This window comes from Puia sp., assembly GCF_035546395.1.
GTDB lineage: Bacteria > Bacteroidota > Bacteroidia > Chitinophagales > Chitinophagaceae > Puia.
Window position 1 is genome coordinate 810973 of record NZ_DASZXR010000002.1, and the last position, 24673, is coordinate 835645.

At 55.6% G+C, this 24673-nt stretch carries 17 protein-coding genes; 15 read left to right on the top strand and 2 right to left on the bottom strand.

Annotated features, from left to right (window positions below):
- Positions 1–87: 87 nt before the first annotated feature.
- The 14 genes from VHE34_RS04520 to VHE34_RS04585 are packed head-to-tail and all read left to right on the top strand — an operon-like array spanning position 88 to position 21687.
- Positions 88–3210: a TonB-dependent receptor gene (locus VHE34_RS04520; RefSeq protein ID WP_325585051.1), complete on the top strand. Its 3123-nt coding sequence runs from the start codon at positions 88–90 to the stop codon at positions 3208–3210.
- A gap of 11 nt (positions 3211–3221) precedes the next feature.
- The gene (locus VHE34_RS04525) at positions 3222–4706 is read left to right on the top strand and encodes a RagB/SusD family nutrient uptake outer membrane protein (RefSeq protein WP_325585053.1); all 1485 of its coding nucleotides are present in this window, start codon (positions 3222–3224) and stop codon (positions 4704–4706) included.
- Positions 4703–7366, top strand: a complete 2664-nt coding sequence (locus VHE34_RS04530) for a glycosyl hydrolase-related protein (RefSeq protein WP_325585055.1) — start codon at positions 4703–4705, stop codon at positions 7364–7366. The genes VHE34_RS04525 and VHE34_RS04530 overlap by 4 nt, the downstream gene beginning before the upstream one ends.
- 6 nt (positions 7367–7372) lie before the next feature.
- Positions 7373–10072 (top strand): glycosyl hydrolase-related protein, encoded by a 2700-nt coding sequence (locus VHE34_RS04535; RefSeq protein ID WP_325585057.1) that lies wholly within the window; start codon positions 7373–7375, stop codon positions 10070–10072.
- A 12-nt stretch (positions 10073–10084) separates the two neighbouring features.
- Positions 10085–12940: a glycosyl hydrolase-related protein gene (locus VHE34_RS04540; protein WP_325585059.1), complete on the top strand. Its 2856-nt coding sequence runs from the start codon at positions 10085–10087 to the stop codon at positions 12938–12940.
- 2 nt (positions 12941–12942) lie between these two features.
- Positions 12943–14355: a sugar porter family MFS transporter gene (locus VHE34_RS04545; RefSeq protein WP_325585061.1), complete on the top strand. Its 1413-nt coding sequence runs from the start codon at positions 12943–12945 to the stop codon at positions 14353–14355.
- Positions 14340–15494 (top strand): ABC transporter substrate-binding protein, encoded by a 1155-nt coding sequence (locus VHE34_RS04550; RefSeq protein ID WP_325585063.1) that lies wholly within the window; start codon positions 14340–14342, stop codon positions 15492–15494. The genes VHE34_RS04545 and VHE34_RS04550 overlap by 16 nt, the downstream gene beginning before the upstream one ends.
- Positions 15481–16248, top strand: coding sequence for an enoyl-CoA hydratase/isomerase family protein (locus VHE34_RS04555; RefSeq protein ID WP_325585065.1), 768 nt, complete (start codon positions 15481–15483; stop codon positions 16246–16248). The genes VHE34_RS04550 and VHE34_RS04555 overlap by 14 nt, the downstream gene beginning before the upstream one ends.
- Before the next feature lie 3 nt (positions 16249–16251).
- Positions 16252–17421: a Xaa-Pro peptidase family protein gene (locus tag VHE34_RS04560; RefSeq protein ID WP_325585070.1), complete on the top strand. Its 1170-nt coding sequence runs from the start codon at positions 16252–16254 to the stop codon at positions 17419–17421.
- 4 nt (positions 17422–17425) lie between these two features.
- Positions 17426–18637 (top strand): CoA transferase, encoded by a 1212-nt coding sequence (locus VHE34_RS04565; protein ID WP_325585072.1) that lies wholly within the window; start codon positions 17426–17428, stop codon positions 18635–18637.
- A gap of 14 nt (positions 18638–18651) precedes the next feature.
- The gene (locus VHE34_RS04570) at positions 18652–19446 is read left to right on the top strand and encodes a glucose 1-dehydrogenase (protein WP_325585074.1); all 795 of its coding nucleotides are present in this window, start codon (positions 18652–18654) and stop codon (positions 19444–19446) included.
- 10 nt (positions 19447–19456) lie between these two features.
- Positions 19457–19870 (top strand): hypothetical protein, encoded by a 414-nt coding sequence (locus tag VHE34_RS04575; RefSeq protein ID WP_325585076.1) that lies wholly within the window; start codon positions 19457–19459, stop codon positions 19868–19870.
- Between the two features lie 48 nt (positions 19871–19918).
- Complete coding sequence (locus tag VHE34_RS04580) at positions 19919–20611, top strand: RraA family protein (RefSeq protein ID WP_325585078.1); 693 nt, start codon at positions 19919–19921, stop codon at positions 20609–20611.
- A gap of 17 nt (positions 20612–20628) precedes the next feature.
- A complete protein-coding gene (locus VHE34_RS04585; RefSeq protein WP_325585080.1) occupies positions 20629–21687 on the top strand; it encodes a mannonate dehydratase in 1059 nt (352 codons plus the stop codon).
- A gap of 15 nt (positions 21688–21702) precedes the next feature.
- Here the strand turns inward: VHE34_RS04585 and VHE34_RS04590 are convergent, their stop codons facing one another.
- Complete coding sequence (locus VHE34_RS04590) at positions 21703–22632, bottom strand: DUF1080 domain-containing protein (RefSeq protein WP_325585083.1); 930 nt, start codon at positions 22630–22632, stop codon at positions 21703–21705.
- Between the two features lie 161 nt (positions 22633–22793).
- Here VHE34_RS04590 and VHE34_RS04595 point away from each other — a divergent pair, with 161 nt between their 5' ends.
- Positions 22794–24524 carry a GMC family oxidoreductase gene (locus VHE34_RS04595; RefSeq protein WP_325585085.1) on the top strand — a complete coding sequence of 577 codons (1731 nt, stop codon included), beginning with the start codon at positions 22794–22796 and terminating at the stop codon, positions 24522–24524.
- Here the strand turns inward: VHE34_RS04595 and VHE34_RS04600 are convergent.
- Positions 24488–24667, bottom strand: a complete 180-nt coding sequence (locus VHE34_RS04600) for a cupin domain-containing protein (protein ID WP_325585087.1) — start codon at positions 24665–24667, stop codon at positions 24488–24490. The two genes, VHE34_RS04595 and VHE34_RS04600, sit on opposite strands and share 37 nt — an antisense overlap.
- Between the last annotated feature and the right edge of the window lie 6 nt (positions 24668–24673).

Genomic DNA, 24673 nt, shown 5'->3' on the forward strand with positions numbered 1-24673 from the left:
GTCAACATTCCTTCACTGCGGCCGGTTTCCCAATATACCTGACTCCTATACTTTTTAACAATATTATTAATACGACCAACTGCTATTATGAAAAGAGAATCCAGGTTCTTCCAACCTCTTATTACAGCGTTCAGCTTTATTGGTGTCCTGTTCATCAGTATTCTGCCGGCGTTCAGCCAGCAACCGGCGGGTACGGTGAACGGTGTTATTGCGGATAGCTCCGGATCACCCATCCGGGGTGCGAGCGTTCAGGTGCTGGGCAGCCCAACAGGTGTTGTCAGTGATGGACGCGGTGCATTTCATATAAAGGCTTCCGAGGGATCGACCCTTATTGTTTCCATTACAGGATACAGGACCGAAAAGGTGGAGGCACGGATCGGCGTCGAGATGCGAATCACGCTGGCGCCGCTGGCGGCCGTACTGAACGATGTAGTCGTCATTGGGTATGGTACGCAGAAAAAGGCGGATGTAACGGGTGCCGTAGCCTCGGTTAAAGCGGCCGACCTGGCCGACCGGATCACCGCCAATCCGTTGGAGGCGTTGTCGGGGAAGGTCGCCGGTTTGAGCATATACAGCAATTCGGGCCGGCCGGGCGGCGGGGTCAGTGTGAACCTGCGCGGTTTCAATTCCATCTCTGCCTCCAATTCACCCCTGTTTGTCATCGATGGGATCGTAGGGGCGGACTTTCAATCGATCAATCCCAGCGATATCGAGGCGGTGGACGTCCTGAAGGACGCGTCCTCCACCGCAATTTACGGTTCCAGGGGCGCCAACGGGGTTATCATCGTGACCACCCGCAAGGCGAAAAATGGTGATTTCGGCATTTCCTACAATGGCAGTGCCAGTGTCAATCAGCTGGCGAGACGTATGGATATGCTGGATTCGAAAGGCTGGCTGTCCTGGTTCAAACGAGCCTGGGCTTATGATCCCGCCCGCGGACCCCTGCCCGATCTGCATGCGGACTACCCCAACCTTTTCGACGGTAACGGCAACCCTCTCTATAATACGGACTGGCAAAAGGAGGCGACCCGTACGGCGGTGTCGAACCGTCATTACATTTCCCTGACGCAGGGAACCGCCAAATCGAAGAATGGACTCTATGCCGGTTACCAGGACGACGAAGGGATCCTTCGTAATACCTACTACAAGAAATTTTCGGCGCGGTACAACACCGAGATGAATTTGCGATCCTGGTTCACCGTCGGAGGCGACATCGGCTATAACCAGATCCGGACGAACAGGGTCGACGATTTTGCCGTTGGTGCGGAGAATGCCACGCGAATGATGGTTGAGTTCCTCCCTATTTTTCCCGTGAAATATCCCAACGGGGACTGGAGCCGGCTGGATGAGTTCGGCTATAATTTCGATGGTGCAGGCGGGCATAGCAAGGCCGGCATCTACCCGGCGGAGAATCCCGTGCGGCAATTGGACCAGATGGTCAATCTTTATCTTACCGACCAGATCCTGGCCAACTTCTACGGCAATGTCCGGCTTGCCAAAGGGCTGACATTTAAATCCACGTATTCCACACAGATATTATCGACAAAGAACAATCTGTATGTCGGCAAGGACCTCGAGGACATCGGGTTGCCGACCAGTGGGGCGGCAACGGTAGGCAATTCCCGGACGGTGTACTGGCAGGCGGAGAACTATCTCACCTATGACAGGAACATAGCATCGAATCATCACATCAATGCGGTGCTTGGCGCGAGTTGGATGGAATCGACGCAGGAGACGTCTTCGACCAGCGCTACCGGCTTTTCCACGGACTTCTACCAATTTAATAATCTCAGCGCGGGCGCCGTGCAGGGCACACCCCAGTCGGGATATAGCGATTATAAGCTGAACTCTTATTATGGCAGGGTCAATTATGCCTACCTGGACAAATACCTGCTCACTTTTACGGGCCGCTATGACGGATCATCCAAGTTCGGGGACAAGACCAAATTCGCCTTTTTCCCGTCCGGGGCCGTCGGCTGGATCATCTCAAAGGAGGATTTCTTGGCCGATAGTCGGTTTATTTCCTTCCTGAAGCTGCGCGGTAGTTATGGGATCACCGGTAACTCCGAGATCCTGCCGTATTCTTCGCTTGGCAACGTGGGAGTATACACCATCGCACTGAACGATCAGCGGGTAAAAGGCACCGGTCCTGTCAGCGTACCGAATCCTAATCTGAAATGGGAGCAGACTGCGCAGACCGACATTGGTGTCGATCTGCGGGTGCTGGACAACCGGTTGAGCCTTACGGCGGATTATTATAAGAAGAAGACCACGAACCTGTTGTTGAACGTACCTATCTCCTCTGTCACCGGTTATACGGCCGTGACGACGAACATCGGCAGCTTGCAGAATACGGGCTTTGAACTGGCTGTGAACGGAGACATCATTCGCGACCGGGACCTTAGCTGGAGCCTGGGTGCGCAGCTGTCCAGCAATACCAATAAGATCTTGGCGTTGGGTACTACCAATGCCGACATCTATCCCGGACCGAATTTTTTAGGACAAACGAATATTCTTCAAGTTGGCAAACCGATCGGCAATTTCTGGGGATTCCAACGGGTAGGAACATGGAGTGACAAGGAAGCAGGGGAGGCGGCTCTTTATGGCAAGAAGCCCGGTGATATCAAGCGGCTGGATGTCAATAAAGACCATGTATTCGACAACAGCGACGCCATGGTGCTGGGCAATATGTTTCCGAAGTACGAGCTGGATCTTACCACTACCCTGCGATACAAGAATTGGACGCTAAGCGCCGACGTGCAGGTACGGCATGGCAATAAAGTGATGAACATCACTACGCTGACCGTCGAAGACAGACAGTATTATGCCAACAGCTATGGCACCATTCTCAAGGACGCCTGGACGCCCGACCATCAAAATACCCCCGTGCCATCCCTGCGATTCGCCAACATCGATCCATGGGGTACCGATCTGCCGTTCTTTATGGACAGCCGGTGGGTGGAGGATGGGTCCTTCGTGCGAGGCAAGAGTATCAACCTTGGCTATGCTTTTCCTGCCAAACAGGCGGTTCGCCTTGGACTTACCGGTCTGCGGCTGTACGGGAATGTCCAAAACTTCTTCCTCCTTTCCAGGTACAGAGGGTTCGATCCCGAAGTCAGCACATTCGGCGGATCCTTCGCACAGGGTATCGAATTTTATGGGTCGCCCCGGCCACGCACTTATACGATAGGTCTTACTGCTAATTTCTAAATAGATAGAATATGAAAAATATTATTCCCATTTTCCTGATCGCGCTCAGTCTTTCCGGATGTAAAAAATGGTTGGAAGAGTCGCCGAAGTCAGTCATTACCACAAACCTGTATTACAAGACACAACAGGATGCGCAGTCTGCCGTCAACGGTATCTATTATTTTCTGTATCCTCCCTTTACGGGTGGCGGCAGGAACTATTCCTACGCCATGCTCGAACTGGTCACCGGTGAATTTCGCACCGTATCCGAGGGCAATGACCTTGTGAATGTTTATAATCTCCGCCAGAATTCGGCGAGCCCGCTCTTGCAGCAATGGTTCACCGCAGCCTATCAGGGCATCGAGGCAGCGAACCTCGTCATCGCCAATGTTCCGAAAATTTCGATGGACGATGCGGCAAAGAAGGCGATGGTCGGTGAGGCCAAATTCCTGCGGGCTTATTATTATTATACGCTGGTGAATATATTCGGGGACGTGCCGCTCAAACTGAAGCCTACCAGCCAGGCATCGGACGGGCTTATCGGCAAGTCGCCTGTAAAAACCATCTACGAGCAGGCGATTGTGCCGGACTTGCAGGATGCCGAGGCTAGTGGGCTTCCGGCTACGCCGGATGGCAGCGGGCGGGTATCGACAGGTGCCGCAAAGGCTTTGCTGGCAAAGGTCTATCTCAGCATGGCGGGATTTCCGGTCAATGAGGCGGACAAGTTTGCGCTGGCCCGCGATAAGGCGAAGGAGGTGATCGACGGCGGCGACTTCCATCTTTTCCAGTCCGACGGGTCGCTGACATGGTTCGATAAGCTGAACAATCCTGCCTTCGACAACAAAGAGGAAAACATCTTCAGCATCAACTTCGGGCTCGATATAGTCAACAACATTTTGCCGATCGAGCTTTATCCCAAAGGCGTTTCCTTCAACCGGAATGGCTATGTCAACAACGACATGGGGTTGCTGATCCCCGAGACCAGCTTCCTCGCTTCCTACGACCCGGCCGATCTTCGGAGGCAGGAGAACGGCTTCTTCTACGATACGATCAATGTAGACGGCGTGAAATATAATTTCCCTTGGAGCTTGTATAAGTTCTTCGACAAGAGTCTGTTGACTAATGCGCCAAGGTCCGGCAAGGATTTTACGCTGGTACGCTATGCGGATGTGCTGCTGACCTATGCGGAGGCGCAGAATGAGGCGGATGGCGGTCCCGGCGTCAATGCCTACAAGGCCGTGAACGATATCCGCAGCCGCGCCGGATTACCGCCGTTGTCCGGTCTCAGCCAGTCCGGCTTCCGTACCGCGGTATGGAAGGAGAGGGTATGGGAGCTATGCGCCGAGAACAAGGCTTGGTACGACATCGTGCGGACGCATAAGATCTTCGACGCGGTACACGGCAGTTTCGTCGACGCGGTGGGCTTCGTGCTGCCTTCAGGGGCTACGTTCCAAAGCAACAACCTTCAATTTCCCATCCCACTGGCCGAAGTACAGGTTAATCCCTTATTGAAATGAGAGGACTCGTAACCATTGCATTGGGTGTGACCATTGTACTGGCGCCGGCAGCCGGCCGGGGCCAGTACGCTTCACATGATTACTTTACCGGCGGAAGGATACATGTCGTACCTTCCTCTCACCAGGATATCGCGTGGATGGATACGCCTGACAGCTGCAGGAGGTTTCGCGACCTACACGTGATCACGCCCGCACTGAAGCGGCTAAGAGAAAGCCGGGATTTCCGATTTTCGGTGGAAAATGCATTGCTCCTGTATGAATACATCGACAGGCATCCCGAAAGGCTCGCCGAGATCGCCAAATACACAAGAGAGGGCAGGCTGGAGTGGGGCGCGACGTATAATCAGCCCTATGAAGGAATGTATGACGGTGAGGCGCTCATCCGCGAGGTTTATTATGGCAAGAAGAAATTACAGAAGCTGATACCCGGCGCGAATTTCAATTGCGCGTGGTCGGAGGACGTGCCGGGCCGGTCGATGCAGACCGCCCAGATCTTTTCGAAGGCCGGCATACCCTATTTACAGTTCAGCAGGTTCCAACCCGGAGTCTACAAATGGTTCAGCCCTGACGGCAGCCATATCACTTGCTGGACACCCGGGCAGTATGAAGAATCGGGACGGGTAATAAGAAATGCCACCGATGAGGCACAAAGGACAGCGGCATTCGCCGGCAAACTGGCTTCCTTCAATACCTATTACAGGTCGAGGTCGCTCGCGCCGGAATTTATCTACATCAGTTCCGAGGACTTCTCCGAGCCCCTGGACTACGACGCGTATTTTGGGAAATGGAATAAAGAGATAGCAGATAGGCGAAGCGACCTGCCGGCGATAAATTATGCCACCGGCGGCGAAGCGCTGGCGGCGATCAGTGCCGGCCACGGCAAAATCGACAGTGTCACCGGCGAATATCCGAATCTTTGGTTGTATATCCATGGTCCCACCCACGAGAAGGCGGTGAGGGCGGGGCGTTCGGCGTCCAGGCTGCTGACGGCAGCCGAGAAGTTTTCTGCGGTATCGGCGGCATTGAAGGGAAGTTTTTCGGATTATCCCCAGCACGCATTCGACGATGCCTGGCAGCATGCCATCTACCCGGACCATGGTTGGGGCGGGGTGCATGGCGACAGCACAGACCGGATCTTTGCGAACAGCTATGTAAAAGCGGCCCGCGCAGGGGATTCCATCCTGCGCAGCCGGCTGGACCAAATCAGCCACTCCATTAAATATAAAGGGGAAGGGAAGCCGATCGTCATCTTTAATCCGTTGTCCTGGACCCGCAGCGACCCCGTGCAGGTTACCATAAATACCGAAGGCATCTACGACAACGCGTTCCGGTTGGTGGATGACCGGGGCGAGGCCGTGGAATACCAGGTTGTATCCTCGCCGGCAGAAGGGACGAATGCAATGTTGACGATCAGCTTTATTGCCCGTGATATCCCTTCTATCGGCTATGCTACCTATTACCTGGTACCGGGGAAGACCGGCGATGCCGAAAGGCTTCGAATCAATATAACCGGAAATATCGTGGATACAAGATTTTATAAAGTGGAGCTTGGAAGCGGCGGTATTAAGTCTATATTTGACAAAGAGCAGCAGCGGGAGCTGATAGCGCCCGGCAGGCTGCTTGCCGGAGAAGTATTTTCCCTTCAATCCGTCGGCAATGGAGCAGGGGAGTTTACCAGTGTTCAGCAGCCGACAATGGAGGGCTTCGAGAAGATGAGCCAGTACAACACCGGCTGGTCGCTGTTGGAAAACGGTCCTGTGCGTACGGTCATCGAAACTGTTCACCCCTGGCGAAATTGTACGGTGCGCCAGCGGGTGATCTTCTACACGATGGCCAGAAGGATAGATTTCCAGGCGGATATCATCGGGTTTAATGGCGAGCGGAGCAGGGAATTCCGGATGGCCTTTCCCCTGGCGATGGACAGCGCAAGGGTGTCTTACGAGGCGCCGATGGGTGTTGTCGAGGTAGGCCACACCGAGTTGCCTTTTGCGCCGGGATTTTCGAAGCCCGAGCAGATCTATAATACGCCGTGCAGGGAGATCCATCCGAGGGAGGTCCAGGACTGGTTCGCAGCGGCGGACGGGAAAGGCTCGGTCACCATCAGCTCCGATGTCGCCGTCTTCGACTGGATAGACCCGACCGGCATCAACGCCAGGCCAATCCTGCAACCATTGCTCCTGGCCAGCCGGAGGAGCTGCAATGAAAGCCCGCTGGCCAACTGGTACCTGCAACGCGGCGATCACCATTTCACCTTTTCCTTTTTTTCCAATGACAGCAAGGGATACCCCGGCTGGAAGAATGGCAAACAGGCGGCGCAGCCGCTGCTGGTGGTGGACAATGTCCCCGATGGCCGTAGCCGCAGGGATGATGCGGGGGCGACGCTGCCCGAGAGGTATTCGTTCGCGGGCGTAGACAAGGACAATATCGTCATTTCCACGATCAAGAAGAATGACGACGAGGACAAGATCGTTTTGCGTTGCTATGATATGGAAGGAAAGGATACGGAGGTAAGACTAAGCTGGTTTAAAGGCATCCGTAACCTCGAGAAGACAAATATTATCGAACAAAACCCGGAAAGAACCGGAAAGGAAGGGAAAGTACCCGTAACGAAATTCAGTATCGAAACCTTTCAGTTCGATGCCGTGCCGGGTGTAAAATAATCGTATATGAAGCACTTGCTTGAAAAGATAATTTTGTGGATAACACTATTCCGGCTGGGTACGATCCCGGCCGCGGGGCAGGCGCCGGCGCAAGGGACAATAAGGGTCAGCAACGCTTCTTTTGCGCTCCTAAAGAAGGTAAGCGAGCTGTCGGCCGGGAAAGCTTCCATTTATCTCTCCGTGACTACCCACGAGGATCTCGCCTGGATCAATTCCATCGAGAAAAGCACGATAGCGAGGGACTCCCTGTGGCTGACGCCGTATCTTGCCCGCCTCCGCCAGATGCCCGGCTTCGAGATGGACATCGAGCAATCGTCCATAGTAATGGAATACATCCGCCGGCACCCGGAAATGAAGGATACCATGGCCATGTACATGAAGGAAGGCAGGATGCTCGTAGGGGCTTCCTATACGCAGGTATATGAGGATATGTATGCATCGGAATCGTTGGCGCGCCAATTTTATTTCGGCAAAAAGTGGCTCAAAGACAATTTCGGATATAATGCACAGACCTATTATAATTCCGATGTGCCCGGGCGCAGCATCCAAATGCCTCAACTGATGGCAAAAGCGGGTGTCACGGGAATGTTCTTCAGCAGATTCGGACTCGGGCTTTACAACTGGCAAAGCCCTGACGGATCGTATATTACGGCCTATTCACCCGGGCACTATATCGATTTCTACAATATCCTGGCAAAGGGCGATACGGCCGGCATTGCGGCCATGGCGCAGCAGGTCGTGTACTGGCTAACGCAATTCAACGATAGGAATGTCGAAAAGGCCGTACCGGCGGTCCTGAACTTTGAGTTCGGATGGCCCCAGAAGCCGGTACAGCACCTCTACGATTTTGTCAACCGGTGGAATGGTATTTCGGTAATAGAGAACGAGGCCGGTGAAAAGCTGCCGGTCGTCCTGCCGAAATTCCGGGGCGCGACCTTCGACAAGTTCTTGAGCGCTGTAAAGGCGTCATCGTCACACATCCCTGTCATCAGCGGCGAGCGACCGAATGTGTGGGTCTATATCCATGGGCCGGCGCACCATTGGGCGCTTTCGGCCAGCAGGGAGGCGGACAAGCTATTGCCGGCGGCGGAAGCATTCTGGACGGCCAACAGGATGATCGATGGCAACGCAGGCTACCCGCAATCCGAGCTGACGGATGCGTGGATGTCGAAAATATATCCTGACCATGGCTGGGGAGGTCTGGAGGGGCAGTCGACCGACGATATCTTTCTGGCTAAATATACTTATGCCAAAGAGAAAGGAGGAGAATTGCTGCGGGACGCCCTGCGGCGAATCGCCGGGAGGGTGGCAGCGCCGGCAGGCAAGGGTATACCGGTCATCGTATTCAACAGCCTGAGCTGGCGGCGGACCGATCCGGTCACAGTGCGGCTTCCAGCCTCTTTCAATGGCCGTGGCGTTAAGGTATATGATGCTGCGGGAAGGGTTGTGCCCTCTCAACGGAGACGGGAGAGCAGTGAGGCGGGGGTACCTATGGACATCCTGACCTTCGTGGCGGAAGATGTCCCTTCCGTTGGATATGGTAGCTGGTATCTCCGGCCGGTGGGCGAACTTTCCGGCGCGGAGCGGCCCGTGAAGGCAGGGGACAATTACGAAAGCCAATATTATAGTTTGCGGCTTGGCAGGGGAGGCATAACGCGGCTGGTGGATAAGACCAGCGGAAAAGCGGTGGTGGACGGCAGTACGTTCGCGGCAGGAGAGGTCTTTACCCTGAAGTCCGTAGGAACCGGCGCAGGGGAATTTGCGAGCGTGCAGCAGCCGACCATGGAGGGTTTCGACAAGACGGGTAACTATGAAACACAATGGACCATTACGGAGGATGGTGCGGTTTACACGGTGTTCCATTCGCGCCAGCCGATACAGCACGCGGTAGTGGAAGAGGATATCAAGCTTTACAAAGCATTGAAGCGAATCGATTTTTCCGTGGCTTTAAAGAACTGGGACGGAACTCTGTACCGCGAATTCAGGATGGCGCTGCCTGCGAATATTCCCGAAGGGCGGGTAGGGTATGAAGTACCTTACGGCATGGTCGAGGTCGGCAGGGATGAGCTGAAGGATCCGGCGGGGCAGATCTACCTGGACACGCCGAAAACCATCCATCCCCGGGGGACGCAGGACTGGATAGGCGTATCCGGCCGGGACCTTGGCCTGACCCTCAGCACATCGACGGCCGCCTTCGATTATGAAGATGTGACGGGACGGGAACCGAACCGTACCTTGTTGCAGCCCATCCTACTCGCGTCCCGGCGGAGTTGTCATGACCAGGGGCCTGAATATCTGCAGACCGGGGATCACTATTACAATTTTTCATTGACGACACACGCGCCGGGATGGGAGCAGGGCAGACGGAAAGGCGTTGAAGCAAATACCCCGTTGGAGGTCGTGGTAGCGGCGGATAGGATCGCGGGCCCCGGACTGCCGGAGAAAGACAGCTATTTGTCCGTCGATCGGGATAATGTCGTGGTCACCGCCCTGAAGAAGGCGGAAGATGATGACGGTACAGTGATACGGATGTATGAGACGGACGGCAAGGACGTGGAGGTTACGCTGACCTTCCGGAAGGCGATCCGGAAGGCCTATAGCACGTCGCTGACGGAAGAGGGGATGAAAGAGATACCCGTATCCGGCCATCAATTGAAGTACAGGCTCGGGCACCATGCGATAGAAACGGTAAAAATTTACTGGTAAGACTTGCGACATATGAAACGACGTTGGTTTTTTGCAGGTGTTTTGCTGGCCGGCTTATCGGCTGACGCGCAGCAGGCGGAGATCATTTATCCGCACCCCATGCGGTATGAAAAGGTAAACGGGCGGATGCAGGCGGATGCTGTGATCGTCTATAAAGGAAGGAAAGAGTCGCTCTCGGTGGAACTTGACGGGCGGCCCCTGAACTATAAAGCCGACGGAGATTCGTTGAGGCTGCAGCTGCCCCTCACGGGAGAAAAGGGCCGGCTGCTGTTCCGCCGGCGGGGGCAGGATGTCCTTGTACAGGAGTTCGAGCCGTATGTACCCGCCGACTGGAGCTATTTCGCAAAAGGCACCATCGACATCGTCTCCTCGTCCCACCAGGATATCGCCTGGATGAACACGCCCGACTCCTGCCGGATGGAGCGGATCGGGAAGATCATCGTACCTGCCATGCGGATCATGGATCGGGACAGCGCCTTCCGGTTTGGGATGGAGCAAACACTCAACCTGATGGAGCTTGTAAAGGAAGACCCTGCCTACGTGGAACAGGCCGCCAAGGTCTATCAACGGGGCCAGTTCGGCTGGGGCGCCACCTTCAATCAGCCGTATGAAGGCATGGAGTCCGGTGAGCAACTGGTTCGTCAGCTATACCTCGGCCGAAAATGGATAAAGGAATTTTTTAAGGGACGGATAGATGCCCGGACGGCCTTCAATGTCGACGTGCCGGCGCGGACGCCCCAGTTTCCGCAGATCCTGGCGCGGGGCGGCGTAAAGCATTTGTTCATCAGCAGGTTCAAAGAGGGTTTTTTCAATTGGTATAGTCCCGACGGCTCGAAGATCTTTACGTACAGCCCGGGCAATTATGGCTGGGCCGTCATGTTCTATAAATATTTCGATGTCGATGCGCCAACCGCGATGCACAAGCTGCATGAGGTGCTGAAGAATTGGAACGGTTATTATGCATCCCGAAACATCCCGCCCCATTATGCCGTTGTCATCAGCAACGATGCCTCCGGCCCGGTGTACTATGATCGGGTGTTGAAAGAATGGAACAGGCTTGCTGAAGCTATGGGCCTTCCCATTCCGCGACTGCGTTATACGACTGCAGACCAGTTCCTGGATGCGGTGGATGTGCCCGAAGCGCATATCGACTCGATATCGGGAGAGCGACCGGACTTATGGCTCTACATCCACGGTCCCGCGCATTTCGAAGCCATCGATGCCAAACGGGCGGCAGCCGTTCATCTTCCCGCAGCGGAGCTTTTCAATACCGTGGCCGGCCTGCTCGAAGGCAGCTTCGCCGGCTATCCGAAGTCTTCGTTCGACACGGCCTGGTATAAGTCCATCTACCCCGATCACGGGTGGGGCGGCAAACACGGCGACATCACCGACAGCATTTACCGATCGTATCTGGAGGCGGGTGACAGCATTGCGCTGGCGACCTTGTATCCCGCGTTGCGGCGCATCGCAGCCAGGGTTGCCGTCAAAGGTCCCGGCCAGGCAGTCGTATTCAACGATCTCTCCTGGCAGCGTGACGCCCTTGCCGTGTTACCCGTGAAAGACAGCCTGGAGCAGCATCTCGTCCGTGATGCGGACGGGAACATCCTGCCTTCGCAGCCCGTAGCGACGGCGGAGGGTCGTGGCGTCGCCATCCTGGCAAGGAAGGTCCCTGCGATGGGCTATGCCGCTTTTACCGTTTCGCCTGTCCCCGCCCGGCCGCCGCGCGAAATCGCCCACGAGCCCGTCAACGGGTATGAGAATGAATTTTACAGGATATCCTTCGGCGACGGTGGGATCAAGAGCCTTTACGACAAGGAATTAGGGCATGAACTGCTCAACACTACCCGCTACGCCGGGGGCGATATCCTGGACATGGGCTATGACGGACTGGATGCGGGCGAGTTTACGGAAATAACGCCCCCGAATATGCGTGATTTCGACAAGCTGAGCAACCATCCGGCGAAGTGGTCGAGGACCAGTGACGGTCCCGTATTCACCGTCTTCGAAAGCAGGAGTATGCTGGGCAAGGAGAAGATGATTCAGCGGATCACCGTTTACCGGCAGATGAAGAAGATCGATCTTGAATACGAGCTACCCGACTGGAAGGGCATTCGTAGCCGGCGCCTGAGCTTTGCGCTGCCGCTCAATATGTCCGCGGCGGACATCCGGTACGACGTCCCGATGGGGATGGCCGCCGTACACGGGACGGAATTGTCCATGCGGCCGGGGGGATGGGCCTGGGATGGGACATACCGGCAGAAGCCCGAAGAGATCCATCCGAGGGAGTCGCAGAATTTCGTGACCGCAGCTGCCGGCGATATCGCGATAACCCTATCCTCCAGGATGGCCGTCTTCGATTACATCGATCCGACAAGGGATGCCGTGAGCTATCCCGTCCTTCAGGCTGTGATGCTGACAACGCAGAAGAGCTGTCATGGAGAGGGACCCTGGTATTACCAGCGCGGAAAGCATGTATTCCGGCTTAGCATCAGTTCGCACCATTCGGACTGGAAACAGGCGTTTTCATTCGGGATGGGAAACAATCACCCCTTATATGCCGTCACCGCCGTTCCACTGAAGACGGCGCCCCTGCCCGGCCGGATGAGCTTCTTTGGATCCGCTGCGCCAGGTACGCTGATCACTGCCGTCAAAAAGGCGGACAACAGCGACGAAATTGTCTTGCGCGTGGTGAACATGGATAAAGTCCCGCAGCAAAACGAGATCCATTTATTCCGCGGGATAAAGGAATTGAAGAAAGTCAACCTCATCGAAGAGGAAGAGGATACCCTGACACCGGAAGGCGACAGCATCAGGGGAACTATCGGCGGCGGACGGATCGACACCTATTCCATCGGGTTTAAAAAATGACCATGATCAAAGGCAAATTATATCTGACCCTTATCTGTGCCACGGCTGGAATGGGAGGTTTTTTATTCGGGTTCGACACGGCGGTGATCTCGGGCGCTGTGAATTTCCTGCGGACGCAATTCAGGCTGAGCCCTGGCATGGAAGGATGGATCATGAGCTCCGCCCTGCTGGGATGTGTAGCAGGAGCGGCCATTGCCGGCTACGGATCGGACAGGTACGGGCGCAAGAAGATCCTGTTGGCGTCGGCACTGCTTTTTATTGTGTCCGCATTGGGATGCATGGTTGCCGGTTCGCCTTCCATGCTGGTGGTATTCCGGATCGTGGGCGGATTGGGCGTAGGTTTTGCCGCGATGGTGGCGCCCATGTTCATAGCCGAGCTGGCGCCGGCGCACTTAAGGGGTCGGCTGGTTTCCATCTACCAGTTGGCGATCACGCTGGGCATTCTCTGTTCCTACCTTTCGAACGCGACGCTGCTGGATTTTGCATCGGCGCACGGCGGGGCGCGGGAAGGACTGCTGCATTTTTATCTCGTGGAAGAAGTCTGGCGGGGGATGCTCGGTTCCAACGCGATCCCGGCAGTGCTGTTCCTGCTGCTGTTGCTTTTCGTGCCGGAGAGTCCCCGGTGGCTGCTGAAGGAAGGGCGACAGGAGCGGGCCTATAAGATCTTGAGCCGGATCAGCGGACCACAAAAGGCTACTGCGGAGATTGACGGGATCTCCATCGCCCTTGCCGAAGAGGGAAAAGGAAGTTTTCGTCAACTGTTGGCGCCCGGGATCCGCGCAGCCCTGGTGATCGGGCTGGCGCTTCCGTTCCTCAGCCAGCTGACGGGCATAACAACGGTAATGTATTATGCGCCGGCCATCTTCGAGCACGCCGGCTTTAAATCCGGATCTGCCATGGGGAGTGCCTCGGTGATCGGATTTTTCAATATGATCTTTACATTCGTCGCGATTTGGAAGATCGACCATTGGGGAAGAAAGCCCCTGCTCATCTGGGGCTTCACGGGGTTGAGTATTGCCCTGCTGTCCATCGGCCTGCTTTTTTACAGTGGCGGCGGACAACAATTTCTGCTGGGGGCCTTTGTATTTTATATCGTCGTCTTTGCGGCCACCATCGGACCTGGTGTATGGGTGGTCATTTCGGAGATCTACCCGACGAAGATCAGGGGAAGGGCGATGTCCATCGCGACCTTATCGCTTTTCCTCGGGTCGACTAGTGTAACACAAACCTACCCGCTGCTGCGCGAGGGCCTTGGCATCGGCGTCACTTTCGTCCTATATGGTCTGGCGATGGTGCCTACAATATTCTTTGTTCGAAAGGCGGTACCGGAGACGAAGGGGCGGACCTTGGAAGAGATCGAACGTCAGTGGACGACAAAAAACAGAAAAATGAAAATAGAATGGCCACGAAAATAAAAGGGATCACCTGGGATCATCCCAGGGGCTATCAGCCTTTGAGGGCTGTAGCGGCCGAGTGGGGCCGTAAGGCGGGAATACAACTGCAATGGGATGTGCGGACCTTGAAGGAATTCGGCGACATGCCCGTCGAAGTGCTGGTGGATCGGTATGATCTTATCATCATCGACCATCCCTATATGGGCGAGGCGGCTTCGAAGGCGTTGTTACTGCCACTGGAAGACCACCTGCCGCAAAGTTTTCTCGACGTGCAGGCGGCTCAGAGCGTAGGCCCGTCCTATGACAGCTATGGATGGAAGGGGCGGCACTACGCCCTGCCGGTGGATGCAGCCGCACAGGTAGCGGTGATGCGGGCGGATCTGGCAGATGCGATCGGCTGGGGGCCGCCGGTGTACACAGAGCAACTGCGGGCCGCGGCGGAACAACTCCCAACCGGGAAATTCATCGCTATTCCGTTATGTCCTACCGACATCTGGTGCGTCTTCCTCACCCTATGCGCCCAGTATAACGGAGGGGAGTTCTTTACGCCGGCGGGTATCGAGGAACCCGCCGGCAGATATGCGCTGGCGCAGTTGCAGGAATGGGCCACATTTCTGCACCCGAACTCTTTCCGGATGAATCCCATTCAAATGCTGGATAGGATGGCCGCCGAAGACGAGATCGTCTATTGCCCGTTCAGCTTTGGCTATACGAACTATGCGCGGAAGGATGCGGCCGGCATACGGCTGGTTTTTATGGACGCGCCGCGTCGAAGCGGGCACGGGATCTCGACACTGCTGGGAGGAGCCGGGATCGCCGTCTCGCGGAACAGCGCCAACCGGAATGCCTGCATGGATTTTATCCGGTACGTTCTGGACCCCGAAGTACAGCGGACCACGTATTATATCAACGGCGGTCAGCCCGCCCATCTGTCCGCATGGGAGGATCCGGCATGCAATGCGGACAGCGGAGACTTTTTCGGCCAAACCCTGTATACGCTGCAGCATGCCTACCGCAGGAAAGGGGCGCCGGGGTTCAACCGGTTCCAGGAGGCCGCGGCCGATATCGTGCACGTGAGTGCAATGGAAGGTATGGATGGGGCCTTGATGATGCGGCAATTGAATAACCTTTTTCAAGCGATATGTCATGACCAGCTATGAAACCATCACCTGCACCTTGGAAGCCGGCGTAGCGCGGCTGCAGTTTAACAGACCCGGGTTGTTGAATGCAATGAACAGACAGATGATGGATGAGATCATCCATGCCTTGGAAGCCATCACCGGCGATGAGCGGGTATTGGTGGGTGTGATCACCGGCAGCGGGCGGGCGTTTATGGCCGGGGCGGATATAAAGGAATACAGCAGGCAGACGCCCGAAGAGTTTAACAGCTTCCAGGCGAAAGGCAGGCGGCTGTATGCGTTGATCGAGCAGGCGCCAATCCCCTTTATTGCGGCCGTCAATGGTTTTGCGTTGGGGGGCGGATTCGAGATCGCGCTGGCCTGCGACTTTATCGTCGCCGCCGCATCCGCAAAGATGGGGCTTCCGGAAATTCACCTGGGGCTGATACCCGGTGGCGGGGGGGCGCAGCGCTTGCTGCTGAAGATAGGTCTTGGAAGAGTGAAAGAGATGCTGCTGCTGGGTCAGTCCTATTCGGCGGCCCGGATGGAGGAATGGGGATTGGTGTATGCGGTGGCCGAGGACCAGGCGCTGGAGGATACGGTTGCCGGGCTGGCGGAAAAATTGAAGCGGCGGCCAGGGCAGGCGGTGAAGGCCATCAAGGCCATGTTGGAGCCATCGGCAATCGAAGCAGCATTTGAAACGAGGCTGGACAGAGAGGGAGCCGCTGTGGCGGCATTGTACCAGTCACCCGAGGCAGCGCAGCTGATCCGGGAATTCACTGCAAAAAACAAATAAAGGATGGACAGGAAGCGAAAAGAAATAGTGGAAGAGCTAATGCGCCGGCGGCGGCTGGCGGCGCTGTTATTCTGGCGGCCGGACGAGCTGGTGATGATGCTGGGCTATATGCCGCTGTGGGGTGTTTCTGTCCTTCTGTATCCCGCACAGGGCGAAGCGGTGCTTTTTGTGCCGGAGCTGGAACCGGAAGACATCCTGCCCGCAGACGTCCAAGTGAGGAAGTATCCCTGGGGAGTGCTCGATGGCAAGGATCCCTGGGAGGTTTTATTCCAGGCTATAAAGGATCATCTGCACCAAAGAGGTCTTGGGGACGGCGCGGTATCCTTTACCCCGAACATCGGCGGCAGCGCGCCCTGCCGAATGTCGGGAGAGCAGCCGCCATTGCCAGCGGACCTGCCGGAGCGGTTGGGAAGGGTCAGTGATGCGGGCTGGACCGATTCCGGCGGGGAATTGTTACGGCTTTATGAACAAAAGACGCCGACGGATATTGCCGCTTTGGAGAAGACGCACCGGGTAGCTGCCCGCGCCGTCGAGGTGTTCTATCGGGAAGTGGACAAGGGACATCCGGAAGCGTTTCTGGCGGCGCTGGTAGAAACCGCTGTACAGGAGGCCATCGGACAGCCCGGCATCAGCTTCGCAAAGGCATGGCCCATGGTGCAGTCGGGAAGGAATTCGGTGGATGCGGGGAGGTTCAACAGAAGCACCCATAAAGTCATCAAAAACGGTGAACTGGTCCTGCTCGAGATGGGGGTCTGTGTGGAAGGGTATTGGGCGGATATCACCCGTACCGCCGTGGCCGGGGAAACGACGGATCTGCATCGGCGCATGTACGACGCGGTTATAGGTGCACAGCGTGCGGCATACGAACTGATCCGGCCGGGGATTGCCATGCGGGAGGTGGACAAGGTCGCCCGGGACTATATCGGTGATTGCGGATTTGGCGGGTATTTCCCGCATGCGCTGGGGCACCAGACGGGCTTTCGATACCATGATCCGGGCGAGACCTTATCGCCGTTCAGCACCGGCGTGCTCCGGGAGGGCATGGTTGTCACTGTGGAGCCGGGCATATATGGGGAAGCGCTTGGCGGCGGGCTGCGGATAGAGGACAACTTGTTGATCACGGCGGAGGGCTACCGGATATTGTCCGACAGCCACCGGGAATTGAAAGGATAGAATTATGGTAACTGAAAATAATAACGAAGGCGCATTACGCGGGGTTCGCGTTGCCGACTTCACACAACTGGTGCAGGGCCCCTGGGCTACTCAGATGCTGGGGGATATGGGCGCGGACATCATCAAGATCGAACCGCCAGGCGGTGATTGGATGCGCCATTATGCCTATGGCAACCTTTACCCGGCGGGCCAGAGCATTTCTTTTTTGGGATTCAACAGGAACAAGCGGAGCATTGCCCTCGACCTGAAGAGCACGGAAGGGTTGCAGGCCGCAAGGGACATCATCTCGAAATGCGACATCCTCATAGAAAACTTCCGGCCGGGCGTGATGGACAGGCTCGGCATCGGGTACGAATCGTTGCAGGCCGTTCAGCCGGGGCTGATCTATTGCGCCAGCTCGGGTTATGGCAAAGACGGTCCCTACCAGACGCGGCCGGGACAGGATCTGCTGGCGCAGTCGCTTGCGGGAGGCGCGTGGCTGAATGGCCGGCGTGGCGATCTGCCCGTAGTCACCGCCGTGGGCCAGGCGGACCTGCTCACCAGTCTGTTTATCGTCCAGTCGGTACTCGCGGCATTGTATCACCGCCAGCAGACAGGCAGGGGGCAGCGGATCGACGCCAGCCTGCTCAATTCCATCATTGCCTTCCACACCCAGGAGATCACCGCCTACCTGTACAAAGGGGCGAACCCCGAGCGTAGCGCTGCAGGCATTCCCAATCCGTGGCTGGGCGCTCCTTATGGCTTGTATCCTACACGGGACAGCTATATCGCCATCGGCATGAATTCCGTCCGGAGGCTGGCTGCCATCATGGGGATAGAAGGCTATGACCGGAAGGAGTTCGACAGCAATAATATCATCGGGGAGAGGGACGCCATCTACGAAAATTTTGCCGCCGTATTCAGGACGAAGACGACAGAGGAATGGCTAAGCCGATTGCTGCCGCATGACATCTGGTGCTCGCAGGTCAACACTTTCAGGGAAATGGCCGTTGATCCGCAGGTTCTGCATAACAAGATGATCATCGAATACGATCACCCTGCGGCGGGAAAAGTAGCAACGACGGGCATTCCGGTGCAGTTCAGCCGTACTCCGGCCGCCGTACGACGTCCGGCGCCCCTGCTCGGCGAACATACGGAGGAGATACTGACCGGAATTTGCGGCTATACACCGGAACAGGTGCAGGCCGTACACGGGTCTGTTAGGACCCCTTCATAAAAAATACTGGAGTTATGGACAATAGGATCGATCTGAAAGGGCGGCGGGTATTGGTCACTGGCGGAAGCCGGGGCATCGGCGCGGGCATTGCCCGGGCGATGGCCGCTTGCGGGGCGCATCTTTTGATCAATCACCTGGGGGATGATGCCCGGGCGCAATCGCTGGGCGAAGCACTGCGGCGCGAATATGGGGTGAACGTATGGGTGTACGGGGCGGATATCTCTCTCCGGCAGGAGGTCGCAGCGCTTTTCCGGATGGCCGATGAACAATTGGGCGGCGTCGACGTGCTGGTTAACAACGCCGGCTGTGAAACCGTAGATCACGCCCTCGACCTGGACCTGAAGGATTGGGACAGGATATTCAACGTGAATCTGCGGGGCGCCTTCATCTGCGCACAGGAGGCGGGGAAGAGAATGGTGGCCCAGGATAGGGGCGTCATCCTGAACATCTCCTCCATCCACGACAAAGTTCCAAGGAAGGGTTTGATCCATTATTGTTCGGCTAAGGCAGGGCTGAACATGATGACGAAGTGCCTGGCGCTCGAATTGGCGCCTCACCAGGTCCGGGTCGTCGCCGTCTCGCCCGGCGCCATCGAGACGGAGATGAACAGGGAGGAAATCGAGAAGTTCGGCCGGGAGAAGTTCAACGGTTGGATCCCGGCCGGGCGTGTCGGGGTAGTGGACGATGTCGCATGGACCTGCGCCTTCCTTGCCTCCGATCTGGCCGCTTATATGACGGCTACGGAAATTTACATCGACGGGGGGTATAAGGAAAGTACCATTCCTTATGATCCCCGGCCAAAAAAATAATAAAGAACGCATGATCGAAACATATGAACACAGGGGCGAGGGATACAACCCTTTTATCATCCGGGAGGGATGGCAGGTGGCGCAGCTGAATCACCTGGAAGCGCAGGATCTCGAAGGCATCGCGAAAGTGGACATGCATCGGAAGACAGACGAAGCGTTCGTCCTCCTGCGGGGATCGGCTGTGCTTATCGCAGCGGCTGAGAATGAGTCGGCAGACCTTTGCTTCACGTGTGTAAAGATGGAGCCGGGCATTACCTACAATATACCGGTGAACACCTGGCATAACATCGCCATGGACAAGGAAGCGTCGGTGATCATCGTGGAGCGAAGCGATACCCACCTGGGAGATTATGTTTACCGGCCGCTGACGGACCGTCAGCAGGGGGTGTTGAAGGCGGCTATAAGGGCAGCCATGACCATATAGGGCAGGATGCCGGACAATGATTATCCAATTTTTAAAATAGTAAGACCAATGTCAAGAGAAAAGGAACCACAACGGCCGCCGGCATGGAACAATGATGAAACACTGTTCGAATTATACAGGAACGAGCTTTATACGCCTGTTGTGGGGGACATCCTGGATGAACTCGGTTGTTATCATCAGTTCCTGCCCCAGCCGATACAACCCGCGCAAATGCATTTCAAAGTAGCCGGAAGGGCGATGCCTGTGCTGATGATCGATGTGTACGGGCCTCAGGAGCAGCCGTTTGGGAAACTGACCGAAGCGCTGGACCAATTGCAGAAGGATGAAGTGTATATAGCCAGCGGCGGCGATATGCGCTGTGCTTATTGGGGGGAGATCCTGACCGCCACCGCGAAGACCCGGGGGGCCTGCGGCGCGGTCATCAACGGGTATTACCGGGATACCGTCCGTGTCCTCGAACAGAACTGGCCGGTATTCAGCCGGGGGCGTTACGCCCAGGACTCCTGCGTCCGGACCCAGGTGGCGGACTACCGTTGCAGGATCGAGGTAGGCGGCGTGACCATCATGCCCGGCGACCTCGTTTTCGGCGACATCGACGGCGTCGTCATCATTCCGAGGGAGCATGAAAAGGAAGTTACCATCAGGGCCCTGGAAAAGGCGAGGGGGGAAAAGTTGGTGAGGAAGGAGATCGAGGCGGGCATGTCGAGCACTACGGCTTTCAGGAAATACGGCATTCTATAATTGTAAACACAAGGAGCATGAAACTGGGACTGGGTCTGTACAGGCATATGCTTGACCGGCAACATTTCGATTTCGCAAGACAGTGTGGCTGTACGCATATCGTCGTGCATCTGGTAGATTATTTCAACAAGGGCAATCAGACCAATAAGGATAACCAGCCGATCGGGGATGACAGCGGGTGGGGGTATGCCGGGGATGCCGGCAGGTTGTGGACGGTGGACCAACTGCGGGCGTTGAAGAGCGCGATCAACGAAGCCGGACTCGAACTGGAAGCCATCGAAAATTTCGATCCTGCCCATTGGCACGATATTCTGCTGGACGGGCCGCAAAAGGCGCGGCAGATGGAAGGGCTGAAGCAAACCATCCGCAACGTTGGCGCGGCGGGGATTCCTGTAATGGGCTATAATTTCAGCCTGGCCGGAGTCAGCAGCAGGATGGTGGGAAATTTTGCCCGCGGCAATGCCCAGTCCGTAGGCATGGATCGCGTAGATGACCGGCCGATTCCCAACGGCATGGTCTGGAACATGATCTATGATCCAAATGCTCCGGCAGGATATCTGCCGGAGATCACCCATGAGGAATTGTGGAGCAGGCTTGACTATTTTTTGCAGGAATTGGTGCCCGTCGCCGAAGAGGCGGGGGTAAAGCTGGCGGCACACCCCGATGATCCGCCCATGCCTCGGATCCGGCGCACCCCACGGCTGGTATACCAGCCGCAGCTCTACCGAAAACTATTGGATATCTATCCCAGCAAGAGCAATGCCCTGGAATTTTGCCTTGGGTCGATAGCCGAGATGACCGAAGGGGACGTATATGAGGCGACGCAGGACTATGCCCGCGATATCGCGTATGTTCATTTCCGGAATGTAAGGGGCAAGGTGCCGCACTACAAAGAGGTATTCCTCGACGAAGGGGATATCGATATGATGCGGATCCTGCGGATCTTAAAGAATTCCGAATTTAAGGGAGTACTTATCCCCGATCATACTCCCCAGATGAGTTGCGGGCAACCGTGGTATGCCGGGATGGCCTATGCGCTGGGATATATGAATGCCTGTCTGAAGATGCTGGGCTGAGCCCGCGAATATCCCCTATTTGGCCGGCGTCAGGATGATATTCCGGTACTCGATCGCCCGGTGGTCCCCCTGCAGAAAGATCGGTCCCGGCTCACCCTCCTGACTGTCCAACGCTCCGCCGGTGGTCCCCGGTATCTCGGACCGGCAGATCACGGTCTTCCCATTGAATACGACGGTCACCAACCTGCCCACCAGCGTGATATCGTACGTTTGCCATACACCCGGCCCCTTCGAAGCGCGCTCCACTGGCGGCAGAAATCCATACACGGAACCGATCACCTCGTTCGGGGCGGTCACCCCGCCTTCCTCATCCTCGATCTGTACCTCATAACGGCCACGCAGATAGACGCCGCTGTTGCCTCTCTTGGGATAACGGAATTCGATATGCAGCTTGAAATCGGTGAATTTTTGATCGGTGACGATATTCGACCCCGGTCGCGGACTGCGCAGGATACCGTCTTCCACCATCCATTGATTGGGCTTACCCGTAACATGCCACCCGGAAAGATCCTTTCCATTGAACAGGGGGATCGATTGACCCCACACCGGCTCGCCCTGACGTGTCAACGCCGGCGCGCGGTAACCTACCCAGTGAAGCGTTTCGCCCCTGGGCGTCACCATCGTACCCACAAGGCTATCCCCCTGCATGCTACCCTCGACATCTAAATTCCTGTCCTCACTCTCCCACTGCGGCGGGATCGAAAAATACATCTTCCCGTTTTCCAGGTTTACCCGCGAGATCGGCCGCGAACTGCCTCCTTCACCCACAAACCGTCCCACCATATAGCGCGAGCCGGACCTGTTGACTTCCAGCCAGCTCGCGAAATCCCTCCCCGGCGCATGCACCGTGATATCCCATCGTCCAAATAAGGCTGTCGTGTCTCCCTGTGCCTCAACCCCGATGCCGGCGAGCGCAAGCGAAAAGATCAGGAAAATTGTCTTCATATGCATAAAAATAGAACCCATCCGGGGACACTCCTACAACGGGGTTAACAGGTAATACAACTATCTTACTCGCCGGCGTCCATCGGGAAGCTTAATAAAGTGTCAAAGTATCTTAAAATTGATGTGCGGGAACCGGTGCCAAATCGTTTATTTTGTTGCATATGCCTCAGGATTCCCTTCTATTGAATAACAAAGCGAAAGAACAAAACACCTACGATGCCATTGTGATCGGGACAGGCATCAGTGGCGGCTGGGCTATGAAAGAATTGACCGAAAAAGGATTGAAAGTCCTGGCCCTTGAACGTGGCGGAAATATTGAGCATGTAAAAGATTACGATACAGCTTCGATGAACCCGTGGGATATGCCTCACCGGGGCAGCCTTACAGAAAGGTTTATCGATGAAAATCCTATTCTCACCCGTGCCGGCGTAGTGGATGAATTCACACAAAAGATGTTCTTAGGCGATAACGTACACCCCTATATACAGGATAAGCCTTTCGATTGGATACGGGGTTACCATGTCGGTGGAAGGAGCCTCATGTGGGGCAGATGGACACAGCGCTGGGGAGAAGCGGATTTTGAAGCGAATGCAAAAGAGGGAATCGGCATTGACTGGCCTGTTCGCTACAAGGATATCGCACCCTGGTATAGTTATGTAGAGAAATTTGCAGGCATTTCAGGAAACAAAGATGGACTGGCACAGGTTCCCGACGGAGAATTTCTGCCGCCTTTTGAGATGACAAAGCTTGAGGTATATTTAAAGCAGAAAATAGAAGCAAATTTTCCGGGCCGCAATCTGATCATCAGCAGGACAGCCAATCTTTCAATAGCAACAGATTTGCATACTTCCCTCGGGCGCAGTCATTGCCAGGCAAGGAATTTATGTAGCCGCGGATGCCCCTTTGGAGCCTATTTCAGCACACAATCCGCCACACTGCCCGCAGCCATGAAAACAAAAAATCTCACTTTACAAACAAACGCGGTTGTGCATTCCATTATTTATGATGACCAAAAGCAGAAAGCCATAGGCGTTCGGGTGATAGACACAGTGTCAAAGAAAATAAGGGAATATTATGCCCGCATCATTTTTCTGAATGCGGGTTCTATCAACTCGAACTTGTTACTGCTGAACTCCACCTCTCGCCGCTTCCCCAATGGCCTGGGTAACGACAGCGGCGTGCTGGGGCACTATATTATGACACATAATTACCGTGTCAGTGCAACAGCTACTTACGAAGGGATGGAGGATAGCTATTACTATGGCAGAAGGCCAACCGGCGTCTATATCCCAAGATTTAGAAATTTTGGCAATGACAAAAGGAGTGATTTTAAAAGGGGATATGCAATGGCCTGTTCAACTTCCCGGCAGGGATGGGGTTTGGGAAATAGTAGGGATGGCATTGGCGCCGGCTTCAAAGCGCAACTAACAGAACCCGGGCCCTGGACATTCTGGGGAGTGGCAATGGGAGAAATGCTTCCATACAAAGACAATCGCGTGTGGCTTGACAAAAATGAAAAAGATGCCTGGGGTATTCCTTTGCTGCATGCCGACGTAAGTTGGCACGAAAATGAAGACAGGATGGCCGGAGATGCCGTGGAACAGATGCAGGAGATGCTTGAGAAAGCCGATCTTAAGAACATCCGGACCCGGGATAATCAACAGGCGCCGGGAAGGGACATACACGAAATGGGTGGCTGCAGAATGGGCACTGACCCCAAAGACTCAATGCTAAACAGATGGAACCAGCTTCATGCCGTTAAAAATGTTTTTGTAACCGACGGCGCCTGTATGACATCGTCGGCCTGTCAAAACCCCTCGCTTACCTATATGGCAATAACCGCAAGAGCCTGTGATTACGCGGTAAGCGAATTAAAGAAAAATAACTTGTAACACACCTCGGTAGACAAAGGATTCGCTGCAGCGAACCGCGTTCCGGCCGGTATGAAAAGCACGCCCCCGCTCTTGAGTGTCACCGGCGACCGGCCCTCGACCCGGTACTCGAGCGTTCCTTCCAACACATAGATCACCTCCATACTCCT